This window comes from Aeromonas sp. 602658, assembly GCF_049173005.1.
Lineage (GTDB): Bacteria > Pseudomonadota > Gammaproteobacteria > Enterobacterales > Aeromonadaceae > Aeromonas > Aeromonas veronii_A.
In genome coordinates this window covers 127,084-142,579 of record NZ_JAAKRF010000001.1, presented here as the reverse complement: position 1 = coordinate 142,579, position 15,496 = coordinate 127,084, and the positions used below count along the sequence as shown (strand labels likewise).

The 15,496-nt window shown below is 59.0% G+C and carries 12 protein-coding genes; 8 read left to right on the top strand and 4 right to left on the bottom strand.

The features are described 5' to 3' along the window. Window positions 1-10 precede the first annotated feature (10 nt). Window positions 11-3,478 carry a transcription-repair coupling factor gene (gene mfd, locus G5253_RS00605; protein WP_266134002.1) on the bottom strand — a complete coding sequence of 1,156 codons (3,468 nt, stop codon included), beginning with the start codon at window positions 3,476-3,478 and terminating at the stop codon, window positions 11-13. Window positions 3,479-3,534: 56 nt separating this feature from the next. After that, the gene (locus G5253_RS00600; RefSeq protein ID WP_005351323.1) at window positions 3,535-4,110 is read right to left on the bottom strand and encodes a hypothetical protein; all 576 of its coding nucleotides are present in this window, start codon (window positions 4,108-4,110) and stop codon (window positions 3,535-3,537) included. Between the two features lie 76 nt (window positions 4,111-4,186). Here G5253_RS00600 and G5253_RS00595 point away from each other — a divergent pair, with 76 nt between their 5' ends. From G5253_RS00595 to lolE, 3 genes are all read left to right on the top strand, one after another. Next, on the top strand, window positions 4,187-5,422 hold the full coding sequence (locus G5253_RS00595) for a lipoprotein-releasing ABC transporter permease subunit (RefSeq protein ID WP_005345085.1): 1,236 nt from the start codon (window positions 4,187-4,189) through the stop codon (window positions 5,420-5,422). 97 nt (window positions 5,423-5,519) lie between these two features. Then, complete coding sequence (lolD, locus tag G5253_RS00590) at window positions 5,520-6,218, top strand: lipoprotein-releasing ABC transporter ATP-binding protein LolD (protein ID WP_005336988.1); 699 nt, start codon at window positions 5,520-5,522, stop codon at window positions 6,216-6,218. After that, entirely contained in the window at window positions 6,218-7,459 is a 1,242-nt protein-coding gene (gene lolE, locus G5253_RS00585) for a lipoprotein-releasing ABC transporter permease subunit LolE (RefSeq protein WP_266133918.1), read from the top strand. Before lolD ends, lolE begins: the two co-directional genes overlap by 1 nt. A gap of 87 nt (window positions 7,460-7,546) precedes the next feature. Here the strand turns inward: lolE and yfbR are convergent, their stop codons facing one another. Both yfbR and G5253_RS00575 read right to left on the bottom strand, forming a co-directional pair. After that, a complete protein-coding gene (gene yfbR, locus G5253_RS00580; protein WP_139746881.1) occupies window positions 7,547-8,137 on the bottom strand; it encodes a 5'-deoxynucleotidase in 591 nt (196 codons plus the stop codon). Between the two features lie 92 nt (window positions 8,138-8,229). Further along, complete coding sequence (locus tag G5253_RS00575) at window positions 8,230-8,664, bottom strand: YccF domain-containing protein (protein WP_005336982.1); 435 nt, start codon at window positions 8,662-8,664, stop codon at window positions 8,230-8,232. A 441-nt stretch (window positions 8,665-9,105) separates the two neighbouring features. Between G5253_RS00575 and tig the strand changes: the two genes are divergently transcribed. The 5 genes from tig to hupB all read left to right on the top strand — a co-directional run bounded on the left by tig (window position 9,106) and on the right by hupB (window position 15,480). Continuing rightward, on the top strand, window positions 9,106-10,416 hold the full coding sequence (gene tig, locus G5253_RS00570) for a trigger factor (RefSeq protein WP_005345092.1): 1,311 nt from the start codon (window positions 9,106-9,108) through the stop codon (window positions 10,414-10,416). Window positions 10,417-10,502: 86 nt separating this feature from the next. Beyond that, a complete protein-coding gene (gene clpP, locus G5253_RS00565; RefSeq protein ID WP_005336979.1) occupies window positions 10,503-11,126 on the top strand; it encodes an ATP-dependent Clp endopeptidase proteolytic subunit ClpP in 624 nt (207 codons plus the stop codon). A 70-nt stretch (window positions 11,127-11,196) separates the two neighbouring features. Then, window positions 11,197-12,471: an ATP-dependent protease ATP-binding subunit ClpX gene (gene clpX, locus G5253_RS00560; RefSeq protein WP_005336977.1), complete on the top strand. Its 1,275-nt coding sequence runs from the start codon at window positions 11,197-11,199 to the stop codon at window positions 12,469-12,471. 141 nt (window positions 12,472-12,612) lie between these two features. After that, complete coding sequence (gene lon, locus G5253_RS00555; protein ID WP_005336976.1) at window positions 12,613-14,967, top strand: endopeptidase La; 2,355 nt, start codon at window positions 12,613-12,615, stop codon at window positions 14,965-14,967. Window positions 14,968-15,207: 240 nt separating this feature from the next. Then, complete coding sequence (gene hupB / locus G5253_RS00550) at window positions 15,208-15,480, top strand: nucleoid-associated protein HU-beta (RefSeq protein ID WP_005315375.1); 273 nt, start codon at window positions 15,208-15,210, stop codon at window positions 15,478-15,480. Window positions 15,481-15,496: the final 16 nt, after the last annotated feature.

Sequence of the window (15,496 nt, the reverse complement as noted above, 5' to 3'; positions counted from 1 at the left end):
TTGCAGAGACTCACAGGCTGTTGCTGGCCAGATCAGCCAGCAAACCATCTACCAGTTTCAGGCGCATGGCGCGATCCTGGGTCGGCACCTGGAAGCGCAGCCGGGTCGGCCCGTCCATCTTGTAGACCCGTGGCTGGCTGGAGAGCAGCTTGACCAGATAGGCCGGATTGACCTTGGTCTCTTGCGTGAAGTCGAGATAGCCGCCGCGCTCGCTCATCTCCACCCGGCGAATGCCAAGGGCAGTGGCACGCTGACGGAAGGCAGCCAGCTCCAGCAGGGTTTTGGTCGCCTCCGGCAAGAGGCCGAACCGGTCGATCAGCTCCACTTTCAGCTCGCGCAGCTCCTGCTCGTCCGCCGCACTGGCGATCCGCTTGTACATGGAGAGGCGCATGTTGACGTCCGGAATATAGTCATCCGGCAGCAGCGCAGGCAGGCGCAGTTCTACCTCGGTGTGCTGGCTCATCAGCTGCTCCAGCGACGGCTCCTTGCCATTTTTCAGCGCCTCGACCGCCTGCTCCAGCATCTCCATGTAGAGGGTGAAACCGACCGATTCGATCTGGCCGCTCTGATCGTCGCCGAGCAGTTCGCCCGCGCCACGGATCTCCAGATCGTGGGTCGCCAGCGCAAAACCGGCGCCGAGATCTTCGAGCGAGGCGATCGCCTCCAGCCGCTTCGCCGCATCCTTGGTCATCAGCTTGGGATGGGGGGTGAGCAGATAGGCATAGGCCTGATGGTGGGAGCGGCCAACCCGGCCCCGCAGCTGGTGCAGCTGGGCCAGACCAAGATGATCCGCCCGATCCATGATGATGGTGTTGGCGCTCGGCACGTCGATGCCGGTCTCGATGATGGTGGTGCAGACCAGCAGGTTAAAGCGCTGGTGGTAGAAGTCGGACATGATCCGCTCTAGATCGCGCTCGCGCATCTGGCCGTGGGCGATGCCGATGCGGGCCTCGGGTACCAGCTCCGCCAGATCGGCGGCGCACTTCTCGATGCTCTCGACATCGTTGTGCAGGTAGTAAACCTGACCACCACGCTTCAATTCCCGCAGCACCGCCTCGCGCACCACCGCCGGTTCGTGCTGGCGCACGAAGGTCTTGATGGCGAGTCGCTTGGCGGGGGGGGTGGCGATGATGGAGAGATCCCGCATGCCGGACATCGCCATGTTGAGTGTGCGCGGAATGGGGGTAGCGGTGAGAGTGAGGATATCCACATCGGCCCGCAGCGCCTTGATCTTCTCCTTCTGGCGCACCCCGAATCTGTGCTCCTCATCGACGATGAGCAGTCCCAGATCCTTGAAGGTGAGTTCGGAGCCGAGCAGCTTGTGGGTGCCGATGATGATGTCCACCTTGCCCTCCGCCAATTCCTTCATCACAGCGCTCTGCTCCTTGGCGGAACGGAAGCGGCTCAGCACCTCGACCCGCACCGGCCAGTTGGCAAAGCGATCGCGGAAGTTGTCGTAGTGCTGTTGCGCCAGCAGGGTGGTGGGCACCAGCACGGCAACCTGCTTGCCGCCGTGGACGGCCACAAATGCCGCCCGCATCGCCACTTCGGTCTTGCCGAAACCCACGTCGCCGCACACCAGTCTGTCCATGCTCTTGGCCTGACACATGTCCCCCAGCACCGCATTGATGGCGTTGAGCTGATCGTCTGTCTCCTCGAACGGGAAGCTGGCGGCAAATTGGCGATAGGCCTCTTTGTCGTGCTTGAAGGCAAAACCGGCGCGAGCGGCGCGATGAGCGTAGACATCCAGCAACTCGGCTGCCACGTCGCGCACCTTCTCCGCCGCCTTGCGCCGGGCCTTGCTCCAGGCCTCGCCGCCGAGTTTGTGGCTGGGCGGGTTATCAGAGCCGGTGTAGCGGCTGATAAGGTGCAAACTGGTGACCGGCACGAACAGCTTGTCGCCGCCAGCATATTCGAGAGTCAAAAACTCGGTGGGCAGACCACCGGCGTCGATGGTTTCGAGCCCCAGATAGCGGCCGACCCCGTGATCCAGATGGACCACCGGCTGACCCTGGGTCAGCTCGCCCAGGTTTCTGATCACCGCATCGGAGCTTAAGTTTTTGCTCTTCTCCCGCGCCCGCTTGCTGCGCACTTTGCCGCCCAGCAGCTCGGTCTCGGTGATTAGCGCCAGTGGATCCTGACCAGCCTCCTGCCAAAGGAAGCCACGCTCAAGCGGTGCAACCAGCAGGCCGTGGCGATCCGGGCTTGCCATAAAGGCGTCGAGAGAGGGGAACTCTTTGGGTTGCAGCGAGATACGCGCCAGCAGATCGCCGAGCACCTCCCGTCGCCCTTCGGACTCCACCGCAAACAGGGTGCGTCCGGCAAAGCCTTGCAGGAACTGGTTGAGCGCCAGCAGGGGTTGCTCCTTGCTGTGATCGAGTTGCAGGTCGGGCAGCGTCGAGATGGGCAGATCGTGCTGACCAGCATCACCGGCGGTAGCGGCCTCTTGCAGCCGCACCGCGCCATATTGGCCGAGGGAGGCAAAGAGCTGCTCCACCGGCAGATAGAGCTGGGCCGGTGGCAGCAGTGGGCGGGTGTTGTCCCAGCGTCTGTCTTCATAGCGCTGGCCGATGTCGTTCCAGAAGCGCTGGGCGGCGGGGTAGATATCCCCCACGGTGAGCAGCAGGGTCTCTTCCGGCAGATAGTCAAACAGGCTGGCTGTCTGGTTGAAGAAGAGCGGCAGATAATACTCGATGCCGGCGGGCCAGCGTCCCTTGCTCACCTCCTGATAGACGGAACCCTCGGCCCGCGAAAGCTCGAACTGCTCGCGGAACTGGCCGCGAAACAGTTCGATGGCTGCCTCGTCGGTAGGGTATTCCCGGGCGGGCAGCAGGCTGACCGTCTTGACCGGTTCGCTGGAGCGCTGGGTTTCGGGATCGAACGGGCGGATGGAGTCCACTTCATCGTCGAAGAAGTCGATGCGATAGGGGCTGCTACTGCCCATGGGGAAGAGATCGAGCAGGGAGCCGCGGGCGGCAAATTCGCCATGTTCCAGCACCTGATCCACCGCCACGTAACCCGCCTCGGCCAGCCGCCCGCGCAACTGTTGCAGATTGAGGCGTTGGTCGGCCTTCACCATCAGGCTGTATTTGTCGAGATAGACCCGGGGGGCGCAGCGCAACATCAGGGTGGAGATGGGGACAATCAGCACCCCCTTGCTCATCTGCGGTAGCTTGTAGAGAGTCTCGAGCCGCTGGGAGATGATGTCCTGATGGGGAGAGAAGGTGTCGTAGGGCAGGGTCTCCCAATCGGGGAACAGCAATACCGGTGCGGGTTGATCGGCCAGCAGCTTGTTTGCCAGCAAATAGTGAAGCTCCTGCTCCAGGCGCAGGGCGCTCGGGGTATCTGCGGTGATAAGCAGTACCGGCCCCTTGGCTTCACTGGTGAGACGGGCTGCAATCAGCGAGAGGCTGCTGCCGACCAGCTGGCCGAGCGTGATCTTTTGGCCCGCTTTGGCGGGCAAGGCGGGGAGTGTCATTGGCATGGTTCGATTCTTTTAACGTTGACGTTATCTATCGCTGACGTTCGCTCTGGTTAGCGCTGACGTTCTTGGGCGCGCAGCTTGAGCTGCTTCGATTGCACGTGGAGGCTGGCACGAACCAGCAGTTCACGGTCATCTTCGCGGATCCGCACATAGTCGAGCTGCACATGGGTGCCATGTTCACCGCCGTCAAGCTGTTTGACCTGGCCATAGCAGTAGATGGCGGCCGCCTCTTCCCGCAGGAAAATCTTGAGGCGCACGATCTGGTGCAGGTGCGGCGCATCCCCGTGATCATGATAGGGGTGCAGGTAGGTGAGTTGGCCAGCCCCGAAGCGCAGGGTGTGAAAGCGCTGCTCCGGATGGTCCTGCAGGGAGAGCACATAGCCCATGATCATGTCGATCTTGCGGGACTGCTGATTGACGATCTCGATCAGATCGTGCATCGACTCGTTCTGGTTGCGCAGCAGGCGAGTGGTCACCAGATCGATGGAGGTAATGGCCGAAGAGATCCGAAAGGGCTCCGGCAGCTCAGCGTCCAGCTCCTCCAGCGAGGGGAGGTGGAAGTCGGCCGGCATGGGGATCACATTGACCGGCGTGGCATGAGTGACGCTGAAGAACTGTTCCTGCATGGAGGCTATCCCTTGTTGTCATGGACGGTTTCCCTTTATTATCCGGTATCTTATTTTGTTGGCAACGTACATATCCTTGAAGACCGGACTTTTTCAGCCCCTTTCGCTGGCCATCGGCCTGCGTTATGCAGGCTCGAAGCGCAGCAATCGCTTCGTCTCATTTATCTCCCTGTTCTCTACCTTTGGCATCGCCATCGGGGTCGCCGCCCTGATGGTGGTCATTTCGGTGATGAACGGTTTCGAAGGGCAGCTCAAAGGGCGCATCCTCGGGGTGATCCCCCATGTGGTGGTGACCAATCAGGCTGGCCGTATTGATGCAGACCCGCAAGGCTTGCCGGATCTGGCCAAATTACCCCATGTGGTCGCCTCGGCCCCCATGCTCGACAGCGAAGGGATGCTGCAAAGCCCCGGACAGCTGACCGGGGTGAGCGTGCAGGGGATCGACCCTGCAAAGTGGCCTAAGGATGACATCCTTCATAGCCAGATGCTGGGGGGCCGCCTCGATACCCTGCAGGCGGGTCACTACCGCATCGTGCTGGGGCAGGGGGTGGCACGCCGCCTCAATGTCTCCATCGGCGATCAGGTTCGTCTGATCCTGACCGAGGGGACCCGCTTTACCCCGTTTGGCCGGGTACCGGCCCAGCGCCTCTTTACCGTCTCCGGTATCTTCGGGGTCGGCGCCGATGTGGATAACCAGATTGCGCTGATCGCGCTGGGGGATGCCCAGCGGCTGCTGCGTCTGCCGCCAGAAACCGTCGGTGGCATTCGCCTCTGGCTCGATGATCCCTTTGCGGCCGACGAAGTGATCAAGACGCCGCTGCCGGATGGCTTGCTGTGGCAGGACTGGCGCCGCGAGCGGGGCGAGCTGTTCCAGGCGGTTGCCATGGAAAAACGGATGATGGGGCTGATGCTGGTGCTGATCATCGCCGTCGCTACCTTCAACATCCTCTCCGCGCTGGTGATGGTGGTAACGGACAAGGAGGGCGAAGTGGCCATCCTGCGCACCATGGGCATGAGTGAATCAGGGATCGTCAAAATCTTCATGGTACTTGGCGCCTCCAGCGGGGTGATTGGAGCCCTGTTTGGCGGACTGGCGGGCCTTGCGCTCTCCTTGGGTCTCAACCCTCTGCTCAATGCGGTGGGGCTCAACCTCTATATGGCGGCGGGCGGCAGTGGCCTGCCGGTGATTGTCGAGCCGGCTCAGGTCATCACCATTTTGCTGGGCGCCGTGCTGCTGAGTTTCAGTGCCACCCTCTATCCGGCGGCCCGCGCTGCGCGGGTGAAACCGGCCGAGGCGCTGCGTTATGAGTAATGCCGTGAATAATACATCTTCTGTTGTTACCTCCGGTGCGAGTACCGGCGTTGTTACTGGTGCCTCTGTGGTCACTGGCGTAAGTGGAGCCCCTGTTATGAATGAAGCCGTATCCCGTGAACCTCTGCTGCGCTGCCAGGCGCTCAACCATGTCTATAAAGAGGGGGAGCTGGAGACTCAGGTGCTCAAGGGGATCGATCTCTGCGTCGCGCCCGGCGAAATGCTGGCGGTGGTGGGGAGCTCGGGCTCCGGCAAGACCACTCTGCTGCATCTGATGGGGGCCCTCGACAACCCCTCCAGCGGCGCCGTGCTGTTCAAGGGGGAGGATATCCACCATTGGGATAGCCGCACCCAGGCCCGTTTTCGCAACCGCGAGCTGGGCTTTGTCTACCAGTTCCACCACCTGCTCTCCGAGTTCAGTGCGCTGGAAAATGCGGCCATGCCGCTGCTGATCGCCGGTGAGTCGGTGGCGGTTGCCACCGAAAAGGCAACCAAGATGCTGGGGCGGGTGGGGCTCTCCCATCGCTTGAATCACCGTCCCTCCGAGCTCTCCGGTGGCGAACGTCAGCGGGTGGCGATCGCCCGGGCGCTGGTCAACGAACCGAGTCTGGTGCTGGCGGATGAACCTACCGGCAATCTGGATCACGCCAGTGCCACCGCGGTGTATGAACTGCTGTGTGAACTGAATCGTGAACTGGGCACTGCGTTTGTGGTAGTGACTCACGACTTGAGCTTGGCGGCCAAGCTCCATCGCCGGGTGACCCTGGTGAGCGGCGTGATGGCGGAGGTTGCCTGATGTTCAAACCGCTGCCCCTCTTTCTGGGCCTGCGTTACAGCCGCTCCCGCCGTCGCAACGGGTTTATCGCCTTTATTTCTGCCTCTTCCCTGATCGGTATCGCCCTCGGGGTGATGGCGCTGATCCTGGGCCTCTCCGCCATGAACGGTTTCGAGCGGGAGCTTAAAGATCGGGTGCTCTCGGTCGTGCCGCAAGGTGAGCTGGACGCCGTCGAGCGGCCGTTGCCGGATTGGCCACGTCTGCGCGACTACCTGCTGGCTCAGCCGGGCGTTGAGGCGGCAGCGCCGGTCATTCGCCTCAATGGCTTGCTGGAGCATGGCTCCGCCCTCAAGGGGGTGCAACTGCGCGCCGTGCTGCCCGATCTGGAAGCCAATCTGTCGGATGCCGGCAAATACATGACGGGCCGTGGTCTGCGTGAGCTGCAACCGGGTGAACGTGGGGTGATCTTGGGCAAGACCATCGCCGACAAGCTGGGGGTCAAGGTGGGGGACTCGGTCGCCCTGCTGCTGCCGCAAGGGGGCGATCAGGCGGGGATCAAGAATCCTCGCCGCGAAGCCCTGACCGTGGTGGGGCTGCTGGAGATCGGCGGTCAGCTCGACGGCCTGCTCGGCTTTATGCATCTGGCCGATGCGCAAGCGATCACCGGTATGGGAAGCGATGTGGAGGGCTTCAGCCTGCGGGTGAGCGATGTGCTCAAGGCGCAATCCATCACCGTAGCCGTCGCGCAGCAGTTCCCCCATCACGTCTATATCCGCAGCTGGATGAACAGCCAGGGCTACCTCTATCAGGACATCCAGATGGTGCGTACCGTCATGTATGTGGTGATGCTGATGGTGGTGGCTGTCGCCTGCTTCAATATCGTCTCGACCCTGGTGATGGCGGTGAACGAGAAGCGCAGTGAGATCGCCATCCTGAAAACCATGGGGGCGAGCCCCGGCCAGATCCGGCTCACCTTCGTCATTCAGGGGATGGTCAACGGTGTAGCCGGTGCGCTGCTTGGCGCCCTGCTGGGCGGACTGCTCTCCAGCAAGCTGACCCAGATCCTGAGCGTTGTCGAAAAGCTCATCGGCCATCGCTTCCTCAATCCGGATATCTACTTTATCGACTTCCTGCCGACCGAGTTGCATATGCAGGATCTGCTTATCGTGACGGGCGCCGCCATCCTGATGAGCCTGGTGGCGACCCTCTATCCCGCCTGGCGGGCGAGCGGTCTGGTACCCTCCCGCGAGCTGGGTCACTGATGCGTTGCATCTAATGCGCCATAAATAACGAAGGGCCCGCCGGTGCAAACCGGCGGGCCCTGCTTTTTTCAGGTCGTGTAGACTGGCTTAGTGCGCGTTAAGCTCATCGAGCGGCAGGGAGAAGCTGGCCACGAAGGTGTCGATAAAGTAGCGCATCTCATCGCTCATCCGCGCTGCCAGCATGGCTTCGAGGCGTTTGCGAGCCGGTTCAAACTCCCGGTTTCCAGCATTAATCTCTTCGAGGCACTTGGTATAGGCGCAGAGGGTATCGGCATCCTTGACCAGCCTGGCCAGCTCGCCATCTTGGGCTGCCGAATCGAGTAGCGGGCGAAAATCCTCCACCAGCTCCGGCGGCAGCATGCCAAGCAGACGCTGCTCGGCGGCCAGCTCTATCTTCTTGTACTCGCGGGCAATTTCGGGGTTGAAGTATTTTACCGGGGTGGGCAGATCGCCTGTCAGCACCTCGCTGCTGTCGTGATAGAGGGCCATCACGGCGGCTCGGTCGGCATTCACGTTGCCGCCAAACAGCCGGTTTTTGATGCTGCCGAGGGCATGGGCCACCATGGCCACCTGCAGGCTGTGCTCGGCAATGTTTTCCGGCTGGATGTTGCGCATCAGGGGCCAGCGATAGATGAGTTTCATGCGGGCGAGATTGGCGAAAAAGTGGCTGGGTAACATGATGGCCTCAACGAAAGAGAATAGAAAAGGGCAGACCCTAGTCTGCCCTTTTTTTCGTTGCAGGGCAGCGTCTGCCCGCGCATTTCCCGCAGTTAGCGGATATAGCGGCCCGATTCCGCCTCCTGATTGGTCACAATCATCTGACCAATGGGCGCCAGACTGATGAGTGCCAGCTTGAGGTGCTGAATACCAAACGGAATACCGATAATGGTTACGAAGCAGGCCAGCGCGGAAGCGATGTGGCCGATGGCCAGCCAGACGCCGATCAGCACGAACCAGAGGATGTTGCCAATAAGCCCCAGCGTGCCGGTGCCGATATCGCTCTGGCCAGTCATGGTCTTGCGATTGACGGCCTGCTTGCCAAACGGGAAGAAGGTAAAGGTGCCGATCACGAAGCAGGCTCGTCCCCAGGGGATGCCGACCAGCGAGATAAAGCAGACAAGACCGGCCAGCCACCAGGCCAGGCCCATAAAGACACCTCCCAGTACAAACCAGAGCAGATTGAACAAGAAGCGGAAAAAGGCCATGTGAGTGACTCCAGATCATCAATTTGGTTGCCACCATAACGAGGGAGGGGTAGGGACGCAATGGTTGATTGGCCCAATCGCCATTTGGCTGGACAAATTGAGTCGCCGCCCGCAACGGTGGGCTGTTTTTCGGTGAAAGATGGGCAATAAAGTGGCGTTCGGATGAAAAAAGGTGAACAAACGCAAAATTATTGCCATCGGATAGTTGAAGTCTGGCACCTCTCTCCCCATATAAAGGGCAGTTTTGCACGAATTGTGCTTGCACGCCGCTCAATGTGGGGGATGTGTGGCTCGACTCGACCAAAGTGCGCCGCTATAATGCCGCGTCATATTTTCTCATCACAAAGACATATCGTTGTCTTTATAAACAGGAAGACTCCGGGCTTTGCCCAGGGGCAATAAAGGGTCAGCACACAGTGCTGAGTTGAACGAGGTAGAAGAATGCAAGTTTCTGTAGAGACAACCCAGGGTCTGGAACGCCGTCTTACCATCACTGTACCGGCCGCTACCGTAGACGCCGCTGTGCGTAAAGAATTGAATGGCCTGGCCAAAACTCGTCGCATCGACGGTTTCCGTCCTGGCAAGGCTCCGGTTGCCATCATCAAGAAGATGTTCGGCGCCATGGCTCACGCCCGCGTTGCTGATGAAATGATGCAGAGCAACTTCATCAAAGCCATCATCGAAAACAAACTGAGTCCGGCCGGTGCCCCGACCATGGATCCGAAAGAGATCAAAGAAGGTCAGGATTTCGAGTTCACCGCCACTTTCGAAGTGTATCCGGAGTTCGAAGTTGCAGGTCTCGAGACCATCAAGGTCGAGAAGCCGGTTGCGACCGTGAAGGATGAAGATCTGGCCAACATGATCGACACCCTGCGCAAGCAGCACGCTACTTGGGCTGATGCCGATGTTGCCGCTGCCAATGGCATGCGTGTGACCATGGACTTCGTCGGTTCCATCGACGGTGAAGAGTTCGACGGCGGCAAAGCTGAAGGCTTCAACCTGGTGCTGGGCGCTGGCCGCATGATCCCGGGCTTCGAAGACGCCATCCTGGGCAAGAAAGCGGGCGACGAGTTCACCATCGAAGTTACCTTCCCGGCTGATTACCACGCTGAAAACCTGAAAGGCAAAGAAGCCAAGTTCGCTTCCAAGTTGATCAAGGTTGAAGAGCAGATCCTGCCTGAGCTGACCGAAGAGTTCGTGAAGCGTTTCGGTATCGAAAGCGGTTCTGTTGAAGAGCTGAAAGCCGAAGTGCGCAAGAACATGGAGCGCGAACTGGCTCAAGCCCTGAAAAACAGCGTGAAAGAGCAGGTTCTGAACGGTCTGGTTGAAGCCAACCAAATCGACCTGCCGAAAGCTGCCGTTGCTCAAGAGATCGACGCACTGCGTCAGCAGGCGCTGCAGCGTTTCGGTGGCTTCCAGGGCGGCAACGCTCCCGAGCTGCCTGCTGAACTGTTCCAGGCTCAAGCCGAGCGTCGTGTACGCGTAGGCCTGCTGCTGGGTGACGTGATCCGCACCAACGAGATCAAGGCTGACGATGCTCGTGTAAACAGCATCATCGAGTCCATGGCGACTGCCTACGAAGATCCGAAGGAAGTGATCGAGTACTACCAGAAGAACGAACAGATGCTGAACGGCGTTCGTAACCTGGCAGTAGAAGATCAAGCCATCGACCTGATCCTGTCCAAAGCGCAAGTGACCGAAAAAGAAGTTGCCTTTGACGAAGTGATCAACAAGTCTGGCGCCGCTGCCTAAGAACATTTGACTTAAGGTCAAGACTGTTAAGTATAATGGCTCGTGTGATCTCCACTCGGGCCATTTTATTTTAGGGACAATGCCTTATGTACAAGAACTATAACGATATGACCGATTCTCCCAGCAATGCGCTGGTCCCCATCGTGGTCGAACAGACTGCCAAGGGTGAACGTTCCTACGATATTTACTCCCGTCTTCTGAAAGAGCGGGTGATCTTCCTGACTGGTCAGGTTGAAGATCACATGGCCAATCTGGTGGTTGCGCAGCTGCTGTTCCTCGAGTCCGAGAATCCGGACAAGGACATCTATATCTACATCAACTCGCCGGGTGGTTCGGTGACTGCGGGCATGTCCATCTATGACACCATGCAGTTCATCAAGCCGGATGTCAGCACCGTCTGCATGGGGCAGGCCTGCTCCATGGGGGCCTTCCTGCTGGCTGGCGGTGCCAAGGGCAAGCGTTTCTGCCTGCCTAACGCCCGCGTGATGATCCACCAGCCGCTGGGTGGCTTCCAGGGTCAGGCATCTGATATCCAGATCCACGCCCAGGAGATCCTGAAGATCAAAAATACCCTGAACGAGCGCCTGGCGTTCCACACCGGTCAGGACATGGCTACCATCGAGCGTGACACCGATCGTGACAACTTCATGTCCGCCGAGCAGGCCGTGGCCTATGGTTTGGTAGACGGTGTCCTGAGCCAGCGTAGCTGAGCAGGGTGTCCCGGTCTGTTGTAAACTCAACAGGCCGATCCATCCTCTATTGATAAAACGAGGTTGCTGAATGACAGAAAAACGCAAGGGTGAGGGTGATAAGCTGCTCTACTGCTCTTTTTGCGGCAAAAGCCAGCATGAAGTGCGCAAGCTGATCGCTGGCCCTTCCGTCTACATATGTGATGAGTGCGTCGAGCTGTGCAACGACATCATCCGCGAAGAGATCCGCGAGATCTCTCCCAAGCGCGATGGTAACGAGCTGCCGACCCCTCATCAGATCCGCGCTCATCTCGATGACTATGTGATCGGGCAGGAGTATGCCAAGAAGGTGTTGGCCGTTGCCGTCTATAACCACTACAAGCGTCTGCGCAACAGCGGCGAAAACAGTGGTGTGGAGCTGGGCAAATCCAACATTCTGCTGATTGGCCCGACCGGTAGCGGTAAAACCCTGCTGGCCGAGACCCTGGCTCGTCTGCTGGATGTGCCGTTTACCATGGCCGATGCGACCACCCTGACCGAAGCCGGTTATGTGGGCGAGGACGTGGAGAACATCATCCAGAAGCTGCTGCAAAAGTGCGACTACGACGTGGAGAAGGCCCAGCGTGGCATCGTCTACATCGACGAGATCGACAAGATCTCCCGCAAGTCGGACAACCCCTCCATCACCCGCGACGTGTCCGGGGAAGGGGTACAGCAGGCACTGCTCAAGCTGATCGAAGGGACCATCGCTTCCGTGCCGCCGCAAGGCGGTCGCAAGCACCCGCAGCAGGAGTTCTTGCAGGTTGATACCTCCAAGATCCTCTTCATCTGTGGCGGTGCCTTTGCCGGTCTGGACAAGGTGATCGAGCAGCGTTCCGTGAAGGGAACCGGTATCGGTTTTGGCGCCGAGGTGAAATCCAAGGATGCCAAGGCCACTCTGAGCGAGACCTTCGCCAAGGTGGAGCCGGAAGATCTGATCAAGTATGGTCTCATCCCCGAGTTCATCGGCCGTCTGCCGGTGGTGGCGACCCTGACCGAACTGGACGAGTCTGCCCTTATCCAGATCCTGAAAGAGCCGAAAAACGCGCTGACCAAACAGTACGCGGCGTTGTTCGATCTGGAAGGGGTCGAGCTGGAGTTCCGTGACGACGCACTCAACGCCATTGCCCGCAAGGCGATGGAGCGTAAAACCGGTGCTCGTGGTCTGCGTTCCATCGTGGAAGCCGTGCTGCTGGATACCATGTATGACCTGCCTTCTCTGGAAGGGGTCAGCAAGGTGGTGATCGACGAGACCGTGATCAAAGGGGACTCCGCGCCCTTGATGATTTACGAAAATCCCGAAACCCAGGCTGCTGCATCAGAGTAAATGTCTGATTTTTAATCAAATGGAAGGGGCTTTTTGCCCCTTTCATGCTTTTTACGGTTTCGGCGATTGAATCTCATCTCTGCGCCCCCATATACTCAGCCAAGCGCTTTGCCAACGGTATAACAAGCCGAGAGGACATATATGAACCTAGAGCGTTCAGAACGCATCGAGATTCCCGTCCTGCCTCTTCGTGACGTGGTGGTTTATCCCCACATGGTCATTCCACTCTTTGTGGGGCGGGAAAAATCCATTCGCTGTCTGGAAGCGGCCATGGAGCAGGACAAGAAAGTTCTGCTGGTGGCCCAGAAGGATGCGTCAACCGATGAGCCGACTGTGGAGGAGATCTTCACCGTCGGGACAGTGGCCAATATTCTGCAGATGCTCAAGCTGCCGGACGGCACCGTCAAGGTGTTGGTAGAGGGGGGACAGCGTGCCCGCCTGGAGCGGATGATCGACGACAAGGATTTCTTTGTCTGCGAGGCCCAATATATCCCCTCCCAAGCCATTGAGGAGAAGGATCAGGAAGTGCTGGTTCGCTCCGCCATCGGCCAGTTTGAAGGCTATATCAAGCTCAACAAGAAGATCCCGCCCGAGGTACTGACCTCGATCTCGGCGATCGACGATGCTGCGCGTCTGGCCGACACCATGGCGGCCCACATGCCGCTCAAGCTGGAAGACAAGCAGAAAGTGCTGGAGATCGTCTCGGTTTCCGAGCGCATCGAATTCCTGATGGCGATGATGGAGTCGGAAATTGACCTGCTGCAGGTCGAGAAGCGCATCCGTACTCGCGTCAAGAAGCAGATGGAAAAGAGCCAGCGCGAGTATTACCTCAACGAGCAGATGAAGGCCATCCAGAAAGAGCTGGGTGAGCTGGAAGATAGCCCGGATGAGTTTGAAGCCCTCAATCGCAAGATTGAAGAGGCTGGCATGCCGGAAGATGCCCGTGAAAAGGCCCAGGCCGAGCTTGCCAAGCTGAAGATGATGTCTCCCATGTCCGCCGAGGCTACCGTGGTTCGCAGCTATGTGGACTGGATGGTACAGGTGCCCTGGAAGGCGCGATCCAAGGTCAAGAAAGATCTTGGCAAGGCGCAAGAGGTGCTGGATGCCGATCACTATGGCCTCGAGAAGGTCAAGGATCGCATCCTCGAATATCTGGCGGTACAGGCACGGGTTAACAAGCTCAAGGGCCCTATCCTCTGTCTGGTTGGGCCTCCCGGTGTGGGCAAGACCTCGTTGGGCCAATCCATCGCCAAGGCGACAGGCCGCAAATATGTGCGGATGGCCTTGGGTGGGGTGCGTGACGAAGCGGAGATCCGTGGTCACCGCCGTACCTATATCGGTTCCATGCCCGGCAAACTCATCCAGAAGATGGCGAAAGTCGGCGTGAAGAACCCGCTGTTCCTGCTCGACGAGATCGACAAGATGAGCTCGGACATGCGTGGCGATCCTGCATCCGCCTTGCTGGAAGTGCTGGATCCGGAACAGAACAACAGCTTCAACGATCACTATCTGGAAGTGGATTATGACCTGTCGGACGTTATGTTCGTGGCCACCTCCAACTCCATGAACATCCCGGGCCCCTTGCTGGATCGGATGGAAGTGATCCGTCTCTCCGGTTACACCGAAGATGAGAAGCTCAACATTGCCAAGCAGCATCTGGTTGCCAAGCAGATCCAGCGCAACGGCCTGAAAGAGTCCGAGATCACCATCGAAGATTCTGCCCTGGTCGGAGTGATCCGCTACTACACCCGCGAGGCGGGGGTGCGGAGTCTGGAGCGCGAGATCTCCAAGATTTGTCGCAAGGCGGTCAAGCGCATCCTGCTGGACAAGAGCATCAAGCATGTTCAGGTCAATCAGGAGAACCTCAAGGAGTTCCTCGGGGTGCAGCGTTTCGATTACGGCAAGGCCACCGACCAGAACCAGGTGGGTCAGGTGTGTGGTCTGGCGTGGACCGAAGTGGGAGGCGATCTGCTCACCATCGAGACCACCAACATGCCTGGCAAGGGCAAGCTCACTTATACCGGTTCCCTCGGTGACGTGATGCAGGAGTCCATCCAGGCGGCCATGACGGTCGTACGAGCCCGTGCCGAGAAGCTGCGCATCAACGCCGACTTTTACGAGAAGCGCGATATCCACGTGCACGTACCGGAAGGGGCAACCCCGAAAGATGGTCCGAGCGCCGGTATCGCCATGTGTACTGCCCTGGTCTCCAGCTTGACCGGTAATCCGGTTCGTGCTGATGTGGCGATGACAGGGGAGATCACCTTGCGCGGCGAAGTGCTGCCCATCGGTGGTCTCAAGGAGAAGTTGCTGGCAGCCCACCGTGGCGGCATCAAGCGAGTGCTTATTCCGAAAGAGAACGAGCGTGACCTTGAGGAGATCCCGGCAAACGTCAAACAAGACCTTGAAATTTATCCGGTTCGCTGGATTGACGAGGTGCTGGAATTGGCATTGCAGGACAATCCACAGGGGTTTGAGCGCGTTTCTGTCGTGTAAATGTTGATGCGCCGCAAATTTGGCGCATTCGGCGGGTGGTTAAGGCTTGCATGCGCCCGATAACGGAAGTAGCCTTGACCACCGATCGGGTACTCGTGATGAGTCGCAATGCGTTGTGTGGCGCGGGTTTGCGCCAGATTGTCACTTGCAACTGATCAGGAGGCTTGCTATAAAACCTCCACTTGTTGTGGCCAGGGAAATCAGCGCCGCAGCGGTGTTCGATAAAAGGGGAATATAAGAGTGAATAAATCTCAACTGATTGACAAGATTGCAGACGGTGCCGATATCTCCAAAGCTGCCGCTGGCCGTGCGTTGGATGCCTTCATTGATGCTGTTGGTGAAGCGCTGAAAGAGGGTGACCAGGTTGCTCTGGTTGGTTTCGGTACTTTCGCTGTACGCGAGCGTGCTGCCCGTTCAGGCCGTAACCCGCAGACTGGCGCGACCATCGAAATCGCTGCTGGTAAAGTTCCTGCCTTCAAAGCCGGTAAGGCCCTGAAAGACGCTGTTAACTAAGTCGGTCGCTGATATC

Coding starts and splice junctions, on each gene's coding strand:
- yfbR (WP_139746881.1), bottom strand. CDS start 8,137: ATGTTACCCAGCCACTTTTTCGCCAATCTCGCCCGCATGAAACTCATC.
- lolD (WP_005336988.1), top strand. CDS start 5,520: ATGAATGAAGCCGTATCCCGTGAACCTCTGCTGCGCTGCCAGGCGCTC.
- clpP (WP_005336979.1), top strand. CDS start 10,503: ATGTACAAGAACTATAACGATATGACCGATTCTCCCAGCAATGCGCTG.
- mfd (WP_266134002.1), bottom strand. CDS start 3,478: ATGACACTCCCCGCCTTGCCCGCCAAAGCGGGCCAAAAGATCACGCTC.
- lolE (WP_266133918.1), top strand. CDS start 6,218: ATGTTCAAACCGCTGCCCCTCTTTCTGGGCCTGCGTTACAGCCGCTCC.
- clpX (WP_005336977.1), top strand. CDS start 11,197: ATGACAGAAAAACGCAAGGGTGAGGGTGATAAGCTGCTCTACTGCTCT.
- G5253_RS00600 (WP_005351323.1), bottom strand. CDS start 4,110: ATGCAGGAACAGTTCTTCAGCGTCACTCATGCCACGCCGGTCAATGTG.
- tig (WP_005345092.1), top strand. CDS start 9,106: ATGCAAGTTTCTGTAGAGACAACCCAGGGTCTGGAACGCCGTCTTACC.
- lon (WP_005336976.1), top strand. CDS start 12,613: ATGAACCTAGAGCGTTCAGAACGCATCGAGATTCCCGTCCTGCCTCTT.
- G5253_RS00575 (WP_005336982.1), bottom strand. CDS start 8,664: ATGGCCTTTTTCCGCTTCTTGTTCAATCTGCTCTGGTTTGTACTGGGA.